Origin of the sequence: Paenibacillus massiliensis subsp. panacisoli DSM 21345, assembly GCF_000426545.1 — a bacterium.
In the GTDB taxonomy this organism is placed as follows: domain Bacteria; phylum Bacillota; class Bacilli; order Paenibacillales; family Paenibacillaceae; genus Paenibacillus; species Paenibacillus panacisoli.
This window is the reverse complement of record NZ_AUFO01000009.1, coordinates 59059-75880: the sequence shown is the minus strand read 5'-3', so window position 1 is coordinate 75880 and position 16822 is coordinate 59059. Positions and strand designations below refer to the sequence as shown.

9 protein-coding genes are annotated in these 16822 nt (G+C 46.6%); all 9 read left to right on the top strand.

Annotation, left to right across the window (positions count from 1 at the left end):
* The first annotated feature begins 155 nt into the window (after positions 1-155).
* Complete coding sequence (gene fabZ / locus K331_RS0107010) at positions 156-602, top strand: 3-hydroxyacyl-ACP dehydratase FabZ (protein WP_028589730.1); 447 nt, start codon at positions 156-158, stop codon at positions 600-602.
* A gap of 84 nt (positions 603-686) precedes the next feature.
* The gene (locus K331_RS0107005; RefSeq protein ID WP_028589729.1) at positions 687-2405 is read left to right on the top strand and encodes a phospho-sugar mutase; all 1719 of its coding nucleotides are present in this window, start codon (positions 687-689) and stop codon (positions 2403-2405) included.
* 153 nt (positions 2406-2558) lie between these two features.
* On the top strand, positions 2559-4574 hold the full coding sequence (locus K331_RS0107000) for a DUF5693 family protein (RefSeq protein ID WP_028589728.1): 2016 nt from the start codon (positions 2559-2561) through the stop codon (positions 4572-4574).
* Entirely contained in the window at positions 4550-5677 is a 1128-nt protein-coding gene (gene csaB, locus K331_RS0106995) for a polysaccharide pyruvyl transferase CsaB (protein WP_028589727.1), read from the top strand. The genes K331_RS0107000 and csaB overlap by 25 nt, the downstream gene beginning before the upstream one ends.
* Before the next feature lie 64 nt (positions 5678-5741).
* A complete protein-coding gene (locus K331_RS0106990; protein ID WP_226383554.1) occupies positions 5742-6443 on the top strand; it encodes a WecB/TagA/CpsF family glycosyltransferase in 702 nt (233 codons plus the stop codon).
* 167 nt (positions 6444-6610) lie between these two features.
* Complete coding sequence (locus K331_RS0106985) at positions 6611-7738, top strand: glycosyltransferase family 4 protein (RefSeq protein ID WP_018884169.1); 1128 nt, start codon at positions 6611-6613, stop codon at positions 7736-7738.
* A 197-nt stretch (positions 7739-7935) separates the two neighbouring features.
* A complete protein-coding gene (locus tag K331_RS0106980) occupies positions 7936-11913 on the top strand; it encodes an S-layer homology domain-containing protein (protein ID WP_028589725.1) in 3978 nt (1325 codons plus the stop codon).
* Positions 11914-12200: 287 nt separating this feature from the next.
* The gene (locus tag K331_RS0106975; RefSeq protein ID WP_028589724.1) at positions 12201-15323 is read left to right on the top strand and encodes an efflux RND transporter permease subunit; all 3123 of its coding nucleotides are present in this window, start codon (positions 12201-12203) and stop codon (positions 15321-15323) included.
* Between the two features lie 16 nt (positions 15324-15339).
* Positions 15340-16692 carry an efflux RND transporter periplasmic adaptor subunit gene (locus K331_RS0106970; RefSeq protein ID WP_028589723.1) on the top strand — a complete coding sequence of 451 codons (1353 nt, stop codon included), beginning with the start codon at positions 15340-15342 and terminating at the stop codon, positions 16690-16692.
* Positions 16693-16822 lie beyond the last annotated feature (130 nt).

Here is a 16822-nt window from a genome sequence, read left to right as displayed (position 1 = left end):
GGATAGATATAGTTGTTACCGCTTTAGCTGAATTTTATGCAGTTCATTGGAAAAAGCTAAGTTCTAATGAAGGTTGCTGAGCAAAGCTTGTGGAAAGCAGGTATGTTCAGCTGAGTATAAGCATTTTATAGATTGGAAGGGGACTTTAACGTATTATGGTGCAACCACAGCAATTGGACGTCAATCAGATTCAGGAGATTATTCCGCATCGGGCACCTTTCTTATTGGTGGACCGCATTATTGAGCTGGAAGAAGGTAAACGGGCAGTTGGCATTAAAAATGTAACGATGAATGAACCGCATTTTATAGGCCATTTCCCCAAATATCCTGTAATGCCTGGCGTTCTTATTACAGAGGCTCTGGCACAGGTTGGAGCAGTTGCTCTGCTGCATTTGGAAGCTAATCGCGGGAAGATCGGCTTCCTGGCAGGATTGGATGGCTTCCGCTTCCGTGGACAGGTCGTACCTGGGGACACTTTGAAGCTGGAAGTAGAAATCACGAGATCCAAGGGCTCCATAGGCAAAGGAAAGGCGACAGCCTCGGTAGATGACAAGGTAGTCGCTGAGGGAGAGATCATGTTCGCTTTGTCTGACCCTTTGTAAGGAGATTGCATAAGGAATATCCAACCATCAGCCATACATAGTCATGGTGAGATTAATTCTATTCGTGGGGAAGGGGTATTACACATGGAACAATTAAGCACACAAGCTCAGGAGACGTTGGAGCAATGGCTTCAAGACCCGGTAATTGATGAGGCTACGAAGCAAGAGCTTCGTGAACTGGGTGGTCAGGCCAAGGAATTGGAGGATCGTTTTTATAAAGAGCTGGAATTCGGTACTGGGGGCCTCCGTGGTGTAATCGGTGCAGGTAGCAACCGGATGAATCGTTATGTTATCGGCAGAGCGACGCAAGGATTGGCACGTTATATTCTGGAGCAACACGGAGATCGGGAAGGCAAGCCGTCGGTGGTCATTGCTCATGATTCTCGTCATTTCTCACCTGAATTCTCTTTGGAAGCTGCTCTGGTGCTGGCTGGTAACGGTATCGTCGCTAAGTTATTCCCTTCCCTGCGTTCTACACCGCAGCTATCCTTCAGTGTCAGACACCTGCAGGCTACCGGGGGGATCGTCGTGACTGCAAGTCACAACCCGCCCGAGTACAACGGCTATAAGGTCTATAACAGCTCAGGAGGACAGCTTGTTCCTCATGAGGCGGAGCAGGTTATCCAATACATTCGCGAGGTGCCTTCGTTTGCTGACATCCGTAGAATCAGCAAGGAGGAGGCCGAAGCCCAAGGCTTGCTCGTATGGTTGGGCGAGAATGAGGATCAAGCCTTCACAGATACCGTCGCAGAGGTGAGTGTGAATCGTGAGCTGATTGCTAACGGCCCAGGCAAGGACTTCAAGCTGGTCTTCACGCCGCTGCACGGTACGGGCAATATCCCGGTTCGCGATGTACTGGCGAAGGTCGGCTTTGAGCAGGTGCATGTCGTTCCTGAGCAGGAGCAACCAGATGCAGAATTCTCTACGGTGAAGTCTCCAAATCCAGAGGAACGCGATGCGTTCAAGCTGGCTATTGAGCTTGGTACGAAGGTCGGAGCCGATCTGCTTATTGGAACAGATCCTGATGCGGACCGCATGGGTGCCGTGGTTAAGAACAAGCAAGGTGAATACGTAGTGCTCTCAGGGAATCAGTCCGGGGCAATTATGATATACTATTTGCTAAATCAGCTTCAGGAGGCTGGCAAGCTGCCTGCTAATGGAGCCGTCGTCAAAACGATTGTAACCAGTGAAATGGGAGCAGTTATTGCTCAGCATTTTGGAGCCACTGTATTTAATACGCTGACTGGCTTCAAATATATTGGTGAGAAAATGAACGGCTTTGAGCAGAGTGGAGATCATACCTTCTTGTTCGGCTACGAGGAGAGCTATGGTTATCTCGCTGGCAACTATGCACGTGATAAGGACGCGGTACTTGCATCGATGCTGATTGCGGAAGCTGCTGCTTACTATAGTACGCAAGGGAAAACGCTGTACGATGTATTGGAGGAGCTGTATGAGAAGTTCGGCTATTTCCTTGAGAGCTTGGAGTCTCGTACCCTTAAAGGCAAGGATGGCGTAGCTCAAATTCAATCCCTTATGACCCAGTGGCGTACAGAATCCATTGCGGAGATTGCTGGGATCAAGGTGAAGGAAGTATTGGACTACTCCAAGGGCTTGAATGGTCTTCCTAAGGAAAATGTACTTAAATTCATGCTGGAGGATGGGTCCTGGTTCTGCTTGCGTCCATCAGGTACCGAGCCGAAGATTAAGGTGTATTTTGCCGTCCGCGGAACATCCATTCCTGATGCGGAGAGCAAGATTGCTTCGCTGGTGCAAGCCGTCATGTCTCGGGTGGATGCTTAAATCATCTTTTTAGCTTCAAGAAAATGTTTAATAATTACATTGTGTTCCGGCAACCTCTCATACGGCAAGAGCTGCAAGCCGGAGAGGTTGCCTGTTTATTAGGAAGATATGTATCACAGTGTATTGGTTTTGCAATGATGAGGAGGTACTTTGGTGGTTCAGAAATGGCAACGTTGGAATAACGCTTCACGTAAATGGTTATGGATTATAGTCATTCTGGGGCTTGCGGCCTCAATTCCTGTAATTGTGGACAGGCTGGCAACAGAGCGATCCTCCAAGACTGTGGAAATCGCAATGGATTATAGGAATTTGACAGATGTAGCCTCTTATCAGGCCCGTCCACTGGAGTTCCTGGATCAGCAGTTGGACAGATTGCATGATGCAGGAGTTACTACGATGTCTCTTTACGAGAGCACGTTGGAGGATTTTCGAAAAGCACGACGTCTCGTGATCTATAACGAGCAGGATGCTTCCAGACTGATGAATCAGCCGGTGGAGGCGAGCCGGAATTTTACATATGTGCTGTTCACCAGTAACGAGAATGGACAGGCGCTTACGCCCTTAATAGAAGAGACTTTCAGTACTTTGGACATTCCAGTACAGCGCTGGGAGCTGAATGGTCTGCCGGGTCTGATCATTGAGGCTGCTCCAGAGGATGCTATGTTGAAGCCGACCCAAGCGGACCCGATTGCCATGGAAAACCTGCGCTCCAAGGGCTTCTTCATTATGCCGCGGTTGAACGACAGTATGCCTTATGACCAACAGAGGATGGAGAGACAGCTCGCCACTTTCCAGCAGTTTGGTGTAAAACGTATTTTGTTTGAAGGTGATGCGGTAAAAGGCTTCGCTGAACAAGCCAATAAAAACAGCTTAAATGGCTTTGCCGAGCTATTGAACAAATATGATATTGGACTGGCAACCATTGAGAACTTGAAGCAGCCACAGTTGGGCTTCAACAAGTTGGCTTATCTGACTGACTATAATGTTGCTCGCCTATATTCCTTGAGCCAGGCTGATTCTGCTCTGGATATTGAGACATTGGCAGACCGTTTTGCGCTTGCTGCGAAGGATCGTAATATTCGGATCATGTATCTGAATCCAGGCGTAACGCGTAATGTGTCAGAAGCCAAAATCAAGGATTCTCTGGATAATATTGTTCATACTTTGCAAGCTCCAGGTAACGCTATACAGCAGATTGAAAATAATGGCTTCACATTTGGACAAGCTGAAGCTTTCCAGGTTAGCGATTCAGCCGGGCAGCGTTACTTCAAGCTGGGCGCAGTTGTAGGTGCAATCGCCTTGATCTCTCTAATGGTATCGTTCTTTGTGCCTGTGCTGACAATACCGGCCTTTGCAGCTGGTCTCGTCGGCTCTGCGGGGCTATATGTCTTGAACTCAGCGCTTATGGAGCAGGCGATTGCGCTGCTTGCAGCAATTAGTGCACCTACGATTGCTGTGGTACTGGCTGCTCGACAGATTAGCAAGAGTCAGGCGAATGAACCAGAATTGTCAGCTGGTCGCAGATTGAGCAAGTCCTTGACCATGTATGTCTGGACTTCTCTTCTCTCCTTGGCGGGGGCACCCTTTGTCATTGCCTTGCTGAATAACATTAGCTACAGCTTGGTGCTTAATCAATTCAGAGGTGTAAGCCTACTCCATCTGGCACCTATTATGCTTGTGGCGATATATATTTTCTTTTATCGTGGCATGTCCATACGTACTGAGCTTCCGAAGCTTCTCCGTCAGCCTGTAACGATTCTAATGGTTATTCTGTTAGCCGTTGTTGGTGCTGTTGTATGGTATTACCTAAAACGGACGGGCAATGCCGGTTCTGTCTCATCTCTGGAAATGAGCTTCCGTACATTCCTGGAGAGTACATTCGGCGTGCGTCCTAGAAATAAAGAGTTCCTGATGGCTCATCCTATATTCATTGCAGGGACCTTTATTGCCCTGAAATATCGAAAAGCGATCTATGTCCTTATTATTGCTGTGATCGGTCAACTCTCGATGGTCGATACATTCGCGCATATTCATTCCCCAGCAGACTTGTCGTTGATTCGTGGAGTGCTGGGTCTAGTGCTGGGCTTGATCATCGGCTTGGTCGGCATTGGAGTATGGCAGCTGCTAGAAAGGGGTTGGAGGAAATGGTCGCCCCTGTTAAAACAATAGTCATCTCCGGGTATTACGGCTTTCGCAATAGCGGAGATGAGGCCGTCCTCAAATCCATCCTGACTGCGTTAGCGCGTGCTGATGAGGAAGCGGGTGTCCGCATTGAGCCTGTTGTCCTGTCGATTGATCCTGAATGGACTACACGCATGTACGGTATCAAGGCTGTTCACCGGATGAAGCTTGCTGAGGTGAGGAGCGCCATTCAGCATAGTGATGGCTTGATCAGTGGGGGTGGTAGTCTGCTGCAGGATGTTACCAGCCCCAAGACGATTCCATATTATCTAGGTGTCCTCAAGCTAGCACAGTGGGCCAAGAAACCGACCTTCATCTATGCTCAGGGAGTAGGTCCTGTACAGCGTAAAATTTTTCACCCACTGATCAGATCAGTGTTCCGCAAGGCTGCCTACATCTCGGTCAGGGATGAGCAATCTGCAGATTTACTCTCCAGTATGGGTATGGCACGAAGTGGCATTGAGGTCGTTCCTGATCCGGTCATGGGTCTACCCTTGCCTGAGAATACGAACGCTGTGTCGGTCAATGAGTCGGGCATTCTGCCGACGATTGGTGTGTCGGTGAGATATTGGGATAAGGAACGTCGTGAATTGTCCGCTTTGGCACGCGGGCTTCGCCAATTGGGGGAGCGTCAGCGTGTGCATATTCGCTTGCTTCCATTTCATTTGCCGGACGATGTTGAAGCATCGCGTGAGGTCATGGCACAGGTGGGAAGCTTTAGTGAAGGAAGCAGTCAGATCAGTATTGCCGATGATGTCCTGGATCCGCAGCAGATGCTGCTGGAGGTCAGTCGTTGTAATCTGGTGATAGGCATGCGTCTGCACAGTCTGATCTATGCGGCCTCTCGCAGCATTCCTCTGCTTGGAATATCGTATGATCCAAAGATTGATCATTTCCTGAAGCGTTTGGATAGCGAACCTGTTGGGACTACAGCTACACTTACGGCGGAACAACTTGCAGCTGAGGCAGAACGGGTCCTTCAATCTCCTTCGGAATGGATACGAAGCAGGGAAGCCAAGATTCGTGAGCTGCAGGAAGAAGCGCGCAGACCGGCGGAACGAATCGTTCATTATTTGAGGAACAAAGGGTGAAGGAACAGTGAGACAGTCAGAGCAAGTGCCGACCATATCGATCTTCGGGTTGTCAGTATCCCGGATGAACATGAAGGATACGGTGGAATATTTAACAAAGGCTATACAGTCCAGACAAGTACATCAGGTGATTACGGCTAATCCCATTATGATTATGGCAGCCTTGGAGAACCCGTCATACATGCAAGTCATGCAGAATGCAGAATTGCTAGTTCCCGATGGGACAGGCGTCGTATGGGCGGCCGAGAAGGCGGGGAGTCCCGTGCCTGAGCGCGTAGCAGGTTTTGATTTGTTACATGAATTGCTTCGCGTCGGTGAAAGCTACAAATGGCGGGTGTATCTGCTAGGGTCTACCGGCGATGTGATTGAAGCAACGGCATCGCGGTTAAAAGAGCTTTATCCCGAAGTTGTGATCTGTGGGCTTCGAGACGGTTTTTTTGGACCGAATGAGGATCAAGGGGTTATTGAGCATATTCGTAAAGCTGAACCGGACCTGTTGTTCGTAGCTCGTGGAGCCGATACACAGGAGCCGTGGATCAGCCGTTACAAGCAGGAATTGAATGTCCCAGTCATGATGGGTGTTGGTGGAAGCTTCGATGTGATCTCTGGAAAATCCAAACGTGCACCCAAGATAATGCAAAAACTTCGTATGGAATGGCTGTATCGTCTAATGAAGGAGCCTAGCCGCTATAAAAGAATGCTTGCGCTGCCGAAATTCGCAATGAAAGTGCTGCGCGAGCAAGAAAACATAACGAAAGCTAGGTAAATAGCCTGAATTTGCGTCTAAAACCGCCTAAATTGCCATAAAACGAAGGTTGGTATTTGGAATCGTTCGGAGTATAATTCAATGCGGTTGGGTCCGATTCAGTTGATGTGATGTGTTGGTTAAAAATTGAAGAGGATTCGCTTTAAAATTGGGGGTCGAATGATCAAATGTTACCGATCTATATTATTGGATTTATCGCTGCACTTGTACTAGCACTAGTCCTGACACCGCTGGTTAAGAGGTTTGCTATTCGGGTTGGCGTTGTGGATGTCCCGAATGCCCGCAAGGTGCATACGAGGGTTATGCCTCGACTAGGTGGAATGGCTATATTCTTGGCCTTCATTATCGGGATACTGGCTGTGCTTCCATTTGTTCCTGACGGCGTACTTACGACCCGGGATATTAACTTCATTCAGGCGTTTTTGGTTGGTGGAGCGATGATCACGATACTCGGTGCACTTGATGACCGTTTTGATCTGAATGCGAAGCTGAAATTCGTCGTACAGATTGCTATTGCTTGTATGGTTGTATTTGCTTTTAATATTCGTGTGGATTTTGTAAATATCCCATTTGCTGATTCTTACTCCTCCCTGGAGGGATGGATCGCTATACCGCTAACAATCTTCTGGATTGTGGGCGTGACGAATGCCATTAATCTCATTGATGGGCTGGATGGCTTGGCCGCTGGTGTTTCCGGGATCGCTATCAGTACGATCTTCGTGATGTCCCTGCTTATGGGCAACATTGCGGTTGCTATGCTTTGTCTGGTGTTGCTGGGAAGTATCGTTGGATTCCTGTTCTTTAATTTCCACCCGGCCAAGATCTTCATGGGTGATACAGGCTCCTTGTTTCTGGGCTTCTGTCTTGCGATGCTATCGCTATTAGGCTTCAAGCAGATTGCTGTAGTCTCCTTTATTACTCCGCTGATCATTATCGGTGTGCCATTATCGGATACGTTTTTTGCGATCGTTCGTCGTAAGCTGCAGAAGAAGCCGATTTTCTCACCTGATAAAGGGCATCTGCATCACCGCCTGCGAGAGCTTGGCTTTAGTCACAGACAGACGGTGTTGATCATTTACGGCATTGCTGCTTTCTTCGGTGTGCTGGCTGTGATCCAGTCGTCTGCGGCATTATACGAAGCGAACTGGGTGACGTTCGTAGTGATTTGTATCATGATGTTCTTTTTGCAGCTTGGTGCAGAGATTATCGGGCTGGTCGGCAAAACAAAGCGACCTATCATTAATATGCTGCTGCGTCTCAAGGTAAAGCCAGAATCGCAGCGTTCGAAATTATAATTTGATCTTAAATAGCAACCTGTGGAGTAGAGCTAAGCTCTGTTCCACAGTTTTTTTTGCATTTTGTCTATTCATTTTCTCATACTTCTCATCTCTCTTTTTTGTGAAATTCCTAAAATTATGCATGTTTACTGCCGATAAAGAAAATATGTATCGGTGCGTACCCAAGGTGCGACAGACTGAAGGAGGATAATAATTTGAAGCGAATATTTTCCATGCTTTTGACGTTTGCCTTGGTCGTTGGCATTTTGCCAACAGGCTGGATGGGAACGGCAAGTGCTGCAGGGACGTTTTTCATCTTTCCTGATCAAAGCTATGACATGAGCTTGCCTAAGACAGTGAACACAGAGCGTGTTACTTTCAAGGGGTCCATTAACGGAGTAAGCAGTAATTCGATTTCTTACAGTGTGGTTCAGCTATCAAATGGTGTAGCTACGAACAACAAATCGGAGAATCTTAGAACAGGACTGGCCTTTGCAGGATCGAACATTACAGTAAGCGACCTGAAGCTGTATCCTGGTATGAACAAGATCACATTTTTCAGTAATCAGAATTCTTCAAACATGCAAGACAGCATCTACATCGAGTATCAGGATGGTCCTAAGTTATCCAATCTGACAGCTACATTAGGTAGCCAGACAGAAGGGCTTCCTGAAGGAAAAACGACTGTTCTGGTGGATAATAACAACTCTGGGACAGACGATGTAAGAGTGATTATAAGAGGTACTGCCACAAATGCAACAAGTGTGACCTTGTCATCTGACAAGAGTAACACGACCTACAGCGTGTCTAGTGCTAACAACTATTTATTTACAGGCTCTGTTACGTTAGCTCCAGGGAGCAATAAGGTAACGATTAGAGCATTCAATGGAACACAAAGCGTAATTGGAGAAAGAGAAATTACGATCTATACAGGTAACCCTGAATTTTATGATGTAGTTCTGCAACGGGATGGAAATACATCGGCTGATCTGTCAACATCGCCAGATTTTACGGTAGCTGGTAATACTGGAGTTCAGATTTCTGGTAAAATGCTAGTTCCAGCTGGGAGTACCTTCCCAGTAGTTAACGAAGTATTAGGCACGTTCAGTAATGCAGATCTGACCTCAACAGATGTGGCTATGGCCACAGTAGATGCTGGGACTACAGGTGGTTACAAGACCTATACCTTTAGTGGTACCGTTCCAGCTGGGGTAGGATTTGATAAGCGTACCAGAGTAGCTCTTGCTGCGAAATATACAGATGGCACAACTTCATCTGCAACTGTGCTTCACTTCACATTGCGCAACAGCACAGTACCTTATATCTACAGCGTTAATTATTTGCCGGATTTCAATTCACAGTTGCTCACTAGAATCAACGCAAATGATAATACGGCAATTACGACAGCAAAAACTCTAACTGGAACGTCTATGAAGGACACAACAACGGATATTCAATCCCTGCCGGTGGGTATGGAGTTCATTATTGTGAATGGATCAGGAAATCCACAACTGGCTCCAGGTATTGCAGGGTCTCTGGTAGTACCAGCTAACTTGCAGAGTGATGAGACGCGTGTCATTAACGGTAAGTCTACTCCTGTGCGAAAAGTAATTGGATACATGCAAACATTGCCTAAGGAAGGCACCAATGATCTGAGTTTCTATGTGGGTTCAGATCCAACCAAAACAGTAAATGCAACGGTTAATTTGCTCTATGGACCATTTGCCAAGTTCAATAGCATTTATGATGGACAACGCATTGAACTCGATACTTCAAAGGGCAACACGAATACGGCTAAGCTGACTGCTATGGGGAACTTTGCCGGTCAATTGTTGAATATTCCATCTTCGTCGAGCGTAATTTATACGGGCTCAAACAAAAACCTGTTTCTGTACATTAATAATGTAGAAGTCGAGCTTAGTGCAGCATCAGGTGGCTTTACGTTGAATATTGCTGATAATGACAAGGCTGCGGGTGCCTTGAATATCGGTAACAATGAAATCAAGTTGGTATATCGTTCTGCGAATGGTTCCTATGAGAACACGATCAATGTTGTGTTTGCACAGACCAATATTCCAATTATTCCATTCCCGGGTACACAGGGTGTATTGCCCTATACCGTAATTAGTGGACTGGAAAGAAAGCCGGAGTACAAGGAAATCGCACCAAAGGCAACAGACAAGAACTTCACTAAGATTAATGATAACCAATATACGACGAATCAAAGTAAAATGAATGTCTTTGGTACGTTCCAACTCGTAGATCTTGGCAAGTCAGAAAATGATGTGCAGTCCGAAGTCGATCTTGTTACTAACCGCGGTAACTATATTCTCGAGATTACGCCATCTAGTGGAAATACTACGACATGGACTCTAAATGACGAATTCATTTCAGCTAATAATAAAACTAAACTTTACAATGAAGGCAAAGCTGTAGATGGCTTGGTTGTATACTACCATCCAGACAAAAAGTACTTCAGCTTCATCTTGCGCGATCAGGAGATTCCACAAGACGGTTCTGCTGTGGTGTACAATATCGCATTGTACAACAACGGTAAAGGTGGCCAATCCGCCACGTTCCGGCTTCAAGTATCGGGACAATCTACAGGCTTTACACTGCTGCGTCCTTTGCCTGAGAAGCGCATCTTGAATCAGAATTTCGTAGAAGTAATAGTAGATGCGGCTAATGCAGATTCTGTTGTTGTAAATAAAATAGCAGCAGAGCAGACTGGTTTTGATTCCAATTTCGATGGTGTTGTGGATAAACCATCTGCTTGGAAAGCGATTATTACAGGACTAAAAGCGAATACGGACACCAAAGTAACTGTGACCGTGACTTCGGGAGGCCAGAAGGTTGATCAGACCTTCACCGTGAGATATGTACCAACGAATATTCCGGGTGCACAGTTCATGGAAGCCATGAAATCATCCCATAAAATATTCGATGGTGATGTAACACTGGCATTCCCAAGAGGAACCAGCCTGATTCGTCGAGATTATGATGTACCACAGCAATTTAAAAATCAGGTCTTTTCGGGGCACACACTCTACTTTGCTATAGCAAATAGCACAGATGGTGTAGTAGATCGACACGAATTTGAACTAGACCAAAATGGCAATGATATAAAAGATATGGAAGACATCATATCTAGAGGGGCTACTTTCTTTGGACGGGGCTTCCCTGAAAAGTTCATCAAATCCAGCCCGGTATACTGGATAGATCCGGGAACAGCAGATGATATTAATACTAGTAATGCTTATGACCCTGTAAAATATGGTGCTGATCCATATCAGTTGCTGGATAATCCGAAGCTAAGCACAAAGCCTACAGTCCGTAGCTTTTACAATCGTGATGCCAGAAATGAATTAGTGCCATCAAAAACAGCTACATTAACATTGAAATACGATGACAGTGTTGCTAATGATGCAGGAAAAGGAATTACTGTATTCCGATTTGATTCGGATATTAACGCTTGGCAAAATATTGGTGGTGTCGTTGACGCCAAGAAAAATACAATAAAGGTACCACTTGACCGCTTTGGGTACTATGTGGTTGGTAAAGTAGGAGAGTCATATTCTGATATTATCAGTCATTCCTATGCCAGAGAATTCCTGGAGACCATGTATGCCAAGGGTGTTATGAACCCAGTAGACCCTGTAAACCGTTTTGGACCAGATCTTTATATTAATAGAGGCGAGTTCACGGCGATGATTGTTAAGGGGCTTCAGTTGCCGTTGAACTACAGTGGAGCAAAACATTTTGACGATGTCAGTGATTCTCTAACGACTGTATCACCAACTGCATTGTATGATTTCAGATATATTGAGACAGCAGCTCGAGCAGGTATTGTAAAGGGTTCGCAACCAAGAACCTTTGGTCCAGATAACCCGATTACGCGCCAGGATGCTGCCGTCATCATTGCGAAGGCACTTGACCTGAAGCTGGAGACCAATCGTGATAAAGTCACTAAAGATCTGTCCAAGTACTTCAAGGACGCTAACACAATTGATTATTATGCACAGCCTTCTGTTCTAGCGATTGCGAAGAAGGGGATTATTGCAGGTTCGCCAATTGATGCTAGTGATCCTAAGGCAGGAGCTAATTTTAATCCTACAGCGTTGACGCTGCGCGGAGATGCCGCGATTATTATGGCGAGAGTCATGATTGATAAGAAATTGCTTCCTAAGATGTAATCTAGGCGTTCCCTTTATACGCTTCATGCCGGATGGCTGAGGCGTATAAAGGGAAGCTTTTTTACGTCCTCTAACCGGGGGATATCTCCATTTGACCGGGTGTACAAACATGTGCAATAATAAATTTAAATGTAGGTTTTTTTTTGGCAATTTATTTTAAAATGTAACTATTATAAAAAAATACGTTTTATCTAGAGCCAAACTGAAACCTGCTTGTATTACTGGCGTAATACCAGTAGATGCAGTAAAAAAACGAGACAGATTCATAGTAATTGGGGAGTGGTGAGATGTCACAGTTTTCCATCCGTCGTCCGGTCACTGTATTCATGTTAATAGTGACCCTATTAATTGGAGGCGGAATATTCGCACTAAGACTTCCAGTAGAGCAGATGCCTGATATTAACCTGCCGATTGCAGCGGTTGTTACCAGCGCACCGAACTCTACACCAAGTGAAGTCGAAGAATTAATCACGAAACCGATTGAGGGTAGTCTGGCATCCGTCCAAAATGTTGACACCATCAGTTCACAGTCGTCGGAGGGCTCCTCCATGGTTATGATTCAGTTCAATTGGGGGATTGATCTGGATCAGGCTTTGCTTGATGTTCGCGACAAGATTGACTCGGTCAGAGGTAGCTTGCCGGACTCAGCGAACTCTCCCCTTGTCCTGAAGATCGACCTGAATGCCACGCCAATTATCAATTTGGCCTACACAGGCGATATGGATATCAACACCTTGAAGAGTATCGCTACCGAGACGATTCAACCCGAATTGGAGAGAATTGGCGGAGTTGCATCCGTATCGGTTGCTGGTGGTCAGGATCGTATGATTCGGATTACGTTGGACCCGGGTAAAATGCAGGGCTATGGTATCACTTTGGACCAGGTAAGTCAGATGCTAGCTGCTAACAACCTGGCGGGTTCTGCCGGGTCGGTTACACGGGGCGATACAGAAGTGCAGATTCGCGTGCAGGGTGAATATCAGGCGGTCTCTGAAATAGGGGAAACGCTGATACCGGCAGGTAGCGGAAACGTGAGATTGAAGGATATCGCGACAGTCGAGGATGGTCTGGCGGATGTTGACTCCATCTCTACCTTCAATGGTAAGCCGAGCATTAATATCGGCGTCACGAAGGCTTCTGGAGGCAATACCTTATCGATTGCTAGCGCAGTCAAGGACAAACTGGATTCAGTTCGGGATAAGCTACCTTCAGGTACAGAACTGACGCTCGTAACCGATGCATCAGTACCGGTTAGTGACTCTGTGCATTTGCTTGTAGAGCATGCGATTTTGGGTCTGGTCATTGCCTCGGCAGTGCTGCTCCTGTTCCTGAACAGTCCGCGTTCTACAATTATTGCAGCTATAGTTATCCCAATTTCCTTTATTGCAACATTCATGATGATGTACTTTACAGGTCAGACTGTAAATATCATCTCGCTTAGTGGCTTGCTTCTCGGACTCGGCTCCTTTGTCGATTTTGCCGTCGTAATTATTGAGAATATATTCAGGCAAAGACACGAAGGCAAGAGTATGCTACAGGGAGCGATTGACGGCTCCAAGCAGGTAGGTAATGCGGTTATGGCCTCCGCCTTAGCTCAGATCGTCGTGTTCCTGCCAATTGTCTTCGTAGATGGTATTGCGGGGGAGATGTTCAAGCCACTGGCGCTGACGGTTATCTTCTCGCATATTGCAGCCTTGGTCGTATCACTGATGATCGTTCCAATGCTCAGTTCCATCTGGCTGCCTAAGGTGCCTGACGAGTCTATCTATACTTCCGGTACATACCGTGGAGCGAACCCAATCATTTGGTTCAATATCGGATTTGAGAAATTCAAGACATTCTATACCAGAATATTGAAATGGAGCCTTGGTCATCGTAAATCGATTGTTGCTATTACCATTTTGATGTTCATTGGTGCAGGTATGCTGATGCCTTTCGTTAAAGCTGAATTTGTTCCGACAGAGGACCTGGGGGAATTCACCATCAGCGTAGAAATGCCGAATGGTACTAAGCTGGAGGAGACCGAGAAGGTCGTTCAACAGATTGAGGCCGAAATACAAGGAATTTCCGAGCTTGAAATGGTGACAGCTACTGTGGGTAACTCTGGAGGCTTCAGCGCTGGAGGGGGAAATGCAGCTAGCTTTAACGTTACATTGTTGGATGAACGTCCGCGTTCCACGGATGAGGTAGTTAGTGAACTGCGTGGTAAGCTGAATCAAATTCCAGAGGCCGATATCACCATTGATGCTACTTCAGGTCTAGCGACGGGTTCAGCTGTCCAGATCAACCTGCAAGGTGATGATATTGATGTGCTGCGTGAGCTGTCAGATAACCTGGTAAGCGAAGTAAGCAAAATTGAAGGGGTAGTCAACGCGACAAGCTCGCTTGATGCGGTAAGGGAAGAGTACGAGGTTCTGGTTAATAAACAAGTAGCTTCACAGTATGGCCTGTCTGCCTCGCAGATTCTGTCTACGGTTCGAACTTCATTTAATGGATCAGTAGCCACGTCATTCCGCACGGGCGATGATCAGATTGACGTTCAGATTGCTTTGCCTAAGGAATATCAGCAGGACTTCTCTTATCTGGAGAATCTACGTATTACGACTGCACAGGGCATTGATGTGCCTTTGCTGTCCGTGGCCACGCTGCAACGTGTAGACGTACCACAGACGATTACTCGTAATAATCAAGTCAGACAAGTAGAAGTAACAGCAGGAGCTGATGCGAATGCCAATGCAGTCGAGATTAACCAAAAGGTCACAACATTGCTCAACGATCTGAAACTGCCAGAGGGTTATACGGTGGACACTGGTGGTGGTCAGCAGGAGCAAATGATGGAATCCTTCACTAGTCTTGCTATTGCGATCTTGCTGTCCGTAGTATTGATCTACATGGTAATGGCCGGGCAGTTCGAATCCTTGTTTACACCGTTCGTCATTATGTTCTCCATTCCACCGACACTCATCGGAGTAATCATTGGTCTGGTAGTTACGGGTACAAGTCTAAGTATCACGGCTTTTACTGGATATATCATGCTTGCAGGGCTCGTGGTGAACAACGCGATCATTATGATCGATTTCATCATCCAGCTTCGTCAGCAGAATATGGAGCGAGATGAAGCTATTCTCTTGGGTTCCTCGGAACGTTTGCGGCCAGTTATGATGACGACCTTGTCGACAGTACTTGCAATGCTGCCAATGATGCTGTCATCGGATTCAGCCAACGCAATGATGGCACCTATGGCGGTAGTAGTCGTGTTTGGTTTGTCGTTCGCATCAGTTATTACACTGGTTCTGATTCCGGTTGTATACTTGATATTCGATAATATGATTGAGAAACGCAAAAATCGTAAGCTGAAGAGACAGCAAAAAAGAGAAGCCAAGCTGCTTAAGCGCAGTGTTCAGGTCTAAGTGAGGTGGGGGAACCGTGAAGAAGAAAAGTATTGTGTTATTATCTGCTTTAGCACTGTCGGTAGCCTTGGCGGGTTGCACAGGAGGAGAACCTCCTGCTGCAGCTCCTGAGGAGCCAGTAGCGGTATCTGTTGAAGTATCACAGGTGACGCAAGGCAGCATTAATGATGAGGCTGGTATTATCGCCAACCTCGCGGCAAATGAGACTGTACAGGTCTCTCCTAAAGTCAGCGGTAAAATTCAAAGTATTAACCTGAAGATTGGTCAACAAGTCAAGCAAGGTGATGTGCTGTTCACACTGGATCCGAAGGATACGCAGGACAGCATCAGACAATCTGAGGAATCCTATCAGGTCGCTCTTGCGAACTTGAAGCAGGCGGAAAGTGGCTATCAGCAAAGCGTCCAACAGGCTAAATCAGCAGTAGACCAGGCGAAAAGTGGCCTAACTCAACAAAAAAGTGCAATTGGCCAAGCGCAAAATGGAGTTGCTGATGCAGAAAGCGCATTGAGAGATGCGCAGAATGCTGCGCAGCGGACCCAGCAGCTACATGCAGCTGGAGCTGTATCCCAATCTGAGCTGGAGCAAGCTCAAACGGGCCTGAGACAGGCTCAAAGTGCATTGAACAACGCTCAAATTGCGCTTAGCAACGCACAAACTAGCTTAGAGAGCGCGCAAACCAGCTATGACAATGCTCAGAAGTCCTACCAACTGGCGCAGCAAAGAGCTGGAATTGAAGTGGCACGTGCTTCTGCCAATCAATCCAAAGCCGCTCTGGATACTGCACGCAGCCAGCTTGCAGACCTTACAGTGAAGGCCCCGATTTCCGGGAGTATAGCTGCTGTTAATGGTACAACCGGCCAAATGGTAGGTCAGAGCGCTGTAGTTACGATTGCCAATACCAACCCTATTGTGGCGAAGGCCAACCTGTCAGAAAGCGATATCCAGAAGCTTAGCCTGGGCTCGCCGGTTACGGTAGGAGTTGCAGCATTAAATGAACGAATCGAGGCCAAAGTGACGGCTATTAGTTCGGTTATGGACAATGATCTGCGTGCCTATCCTGCGGAGATCTCCATCCCTAATAATGGTGGGGCCCTGAAGGCTGGTATGATCGCGAATATATACTTTAAGTCTGAGGGTGAGCAGGGCTTGTTGGTGCCTCAGAGCGCCATTGTGGAGCAGTCTGGTCAGAAGTATGTCTTTATAATAGAAGGAACTGTTGCAAAACGTGTAGAGATTAAGCCGGCAGCAGAGAGCTCTACCCAGGTCCAAGTCAGCGAGGGTCTTACTGCTGGTCAACAGATTGTCACTAAAGGCTCAAGTATGCTGACTGATGGGGCAACTGTCAATATTGTGAATTCAAATCAATAAAGAATAGAATGTCCGACTGTCTCTCTGCATATGCTGGTATGAGGGGAGGCAGTCATCTTTTTCCGGTTCTTCTTTACTATTTCTAGCGTCTATCACTTGTCCAAATTAGGGTTAATAGGAAAAAGTTGTT

Bases quoted from the DNA above. Each gene is read 5' to 3' on its own strand.
- csaB (WP_028589727.1), top strand. From the start codon at position 4,550: ATGGTCGCCCCTGTTAAAACAATAGTCATCTCCGGGTATTACGGCTTT.
- K331_RS0106975 (WP_028589724.1), top strand. From the start codon at position 12,201: ATGTCACAGTTTTCCATCCGTCGTCCGGTCACTGTATTCATGTTAATA.
- K331_RS0107005 (WP_028589729.1), top strand. From the start codon at position 687: ATGGAACAATTAAGCACACAAGCTCAGGAGACGTTGGAGCAATGGCTT.
- K331_RS0106990 (WP_226383554.1), top strand. From the start codon at position 5,742: ATGAACATGAAGGATACGGTGGAATATTTAACAAAGGCTATACAGTCC.
- K331_RS0106985 (WP_018884169.1), top strand. From the start codon at position 6,611: ATGTTACCGATCTATATTATTGGATTTATCGCTGCACTTGTACTAGCA.
- fabZ (WP_028589730.1), top strand. From the start codon at position 156: ATGGTGCAACCACAGCAATTGGACGTCAATCAGATTCAGGAGATTATT.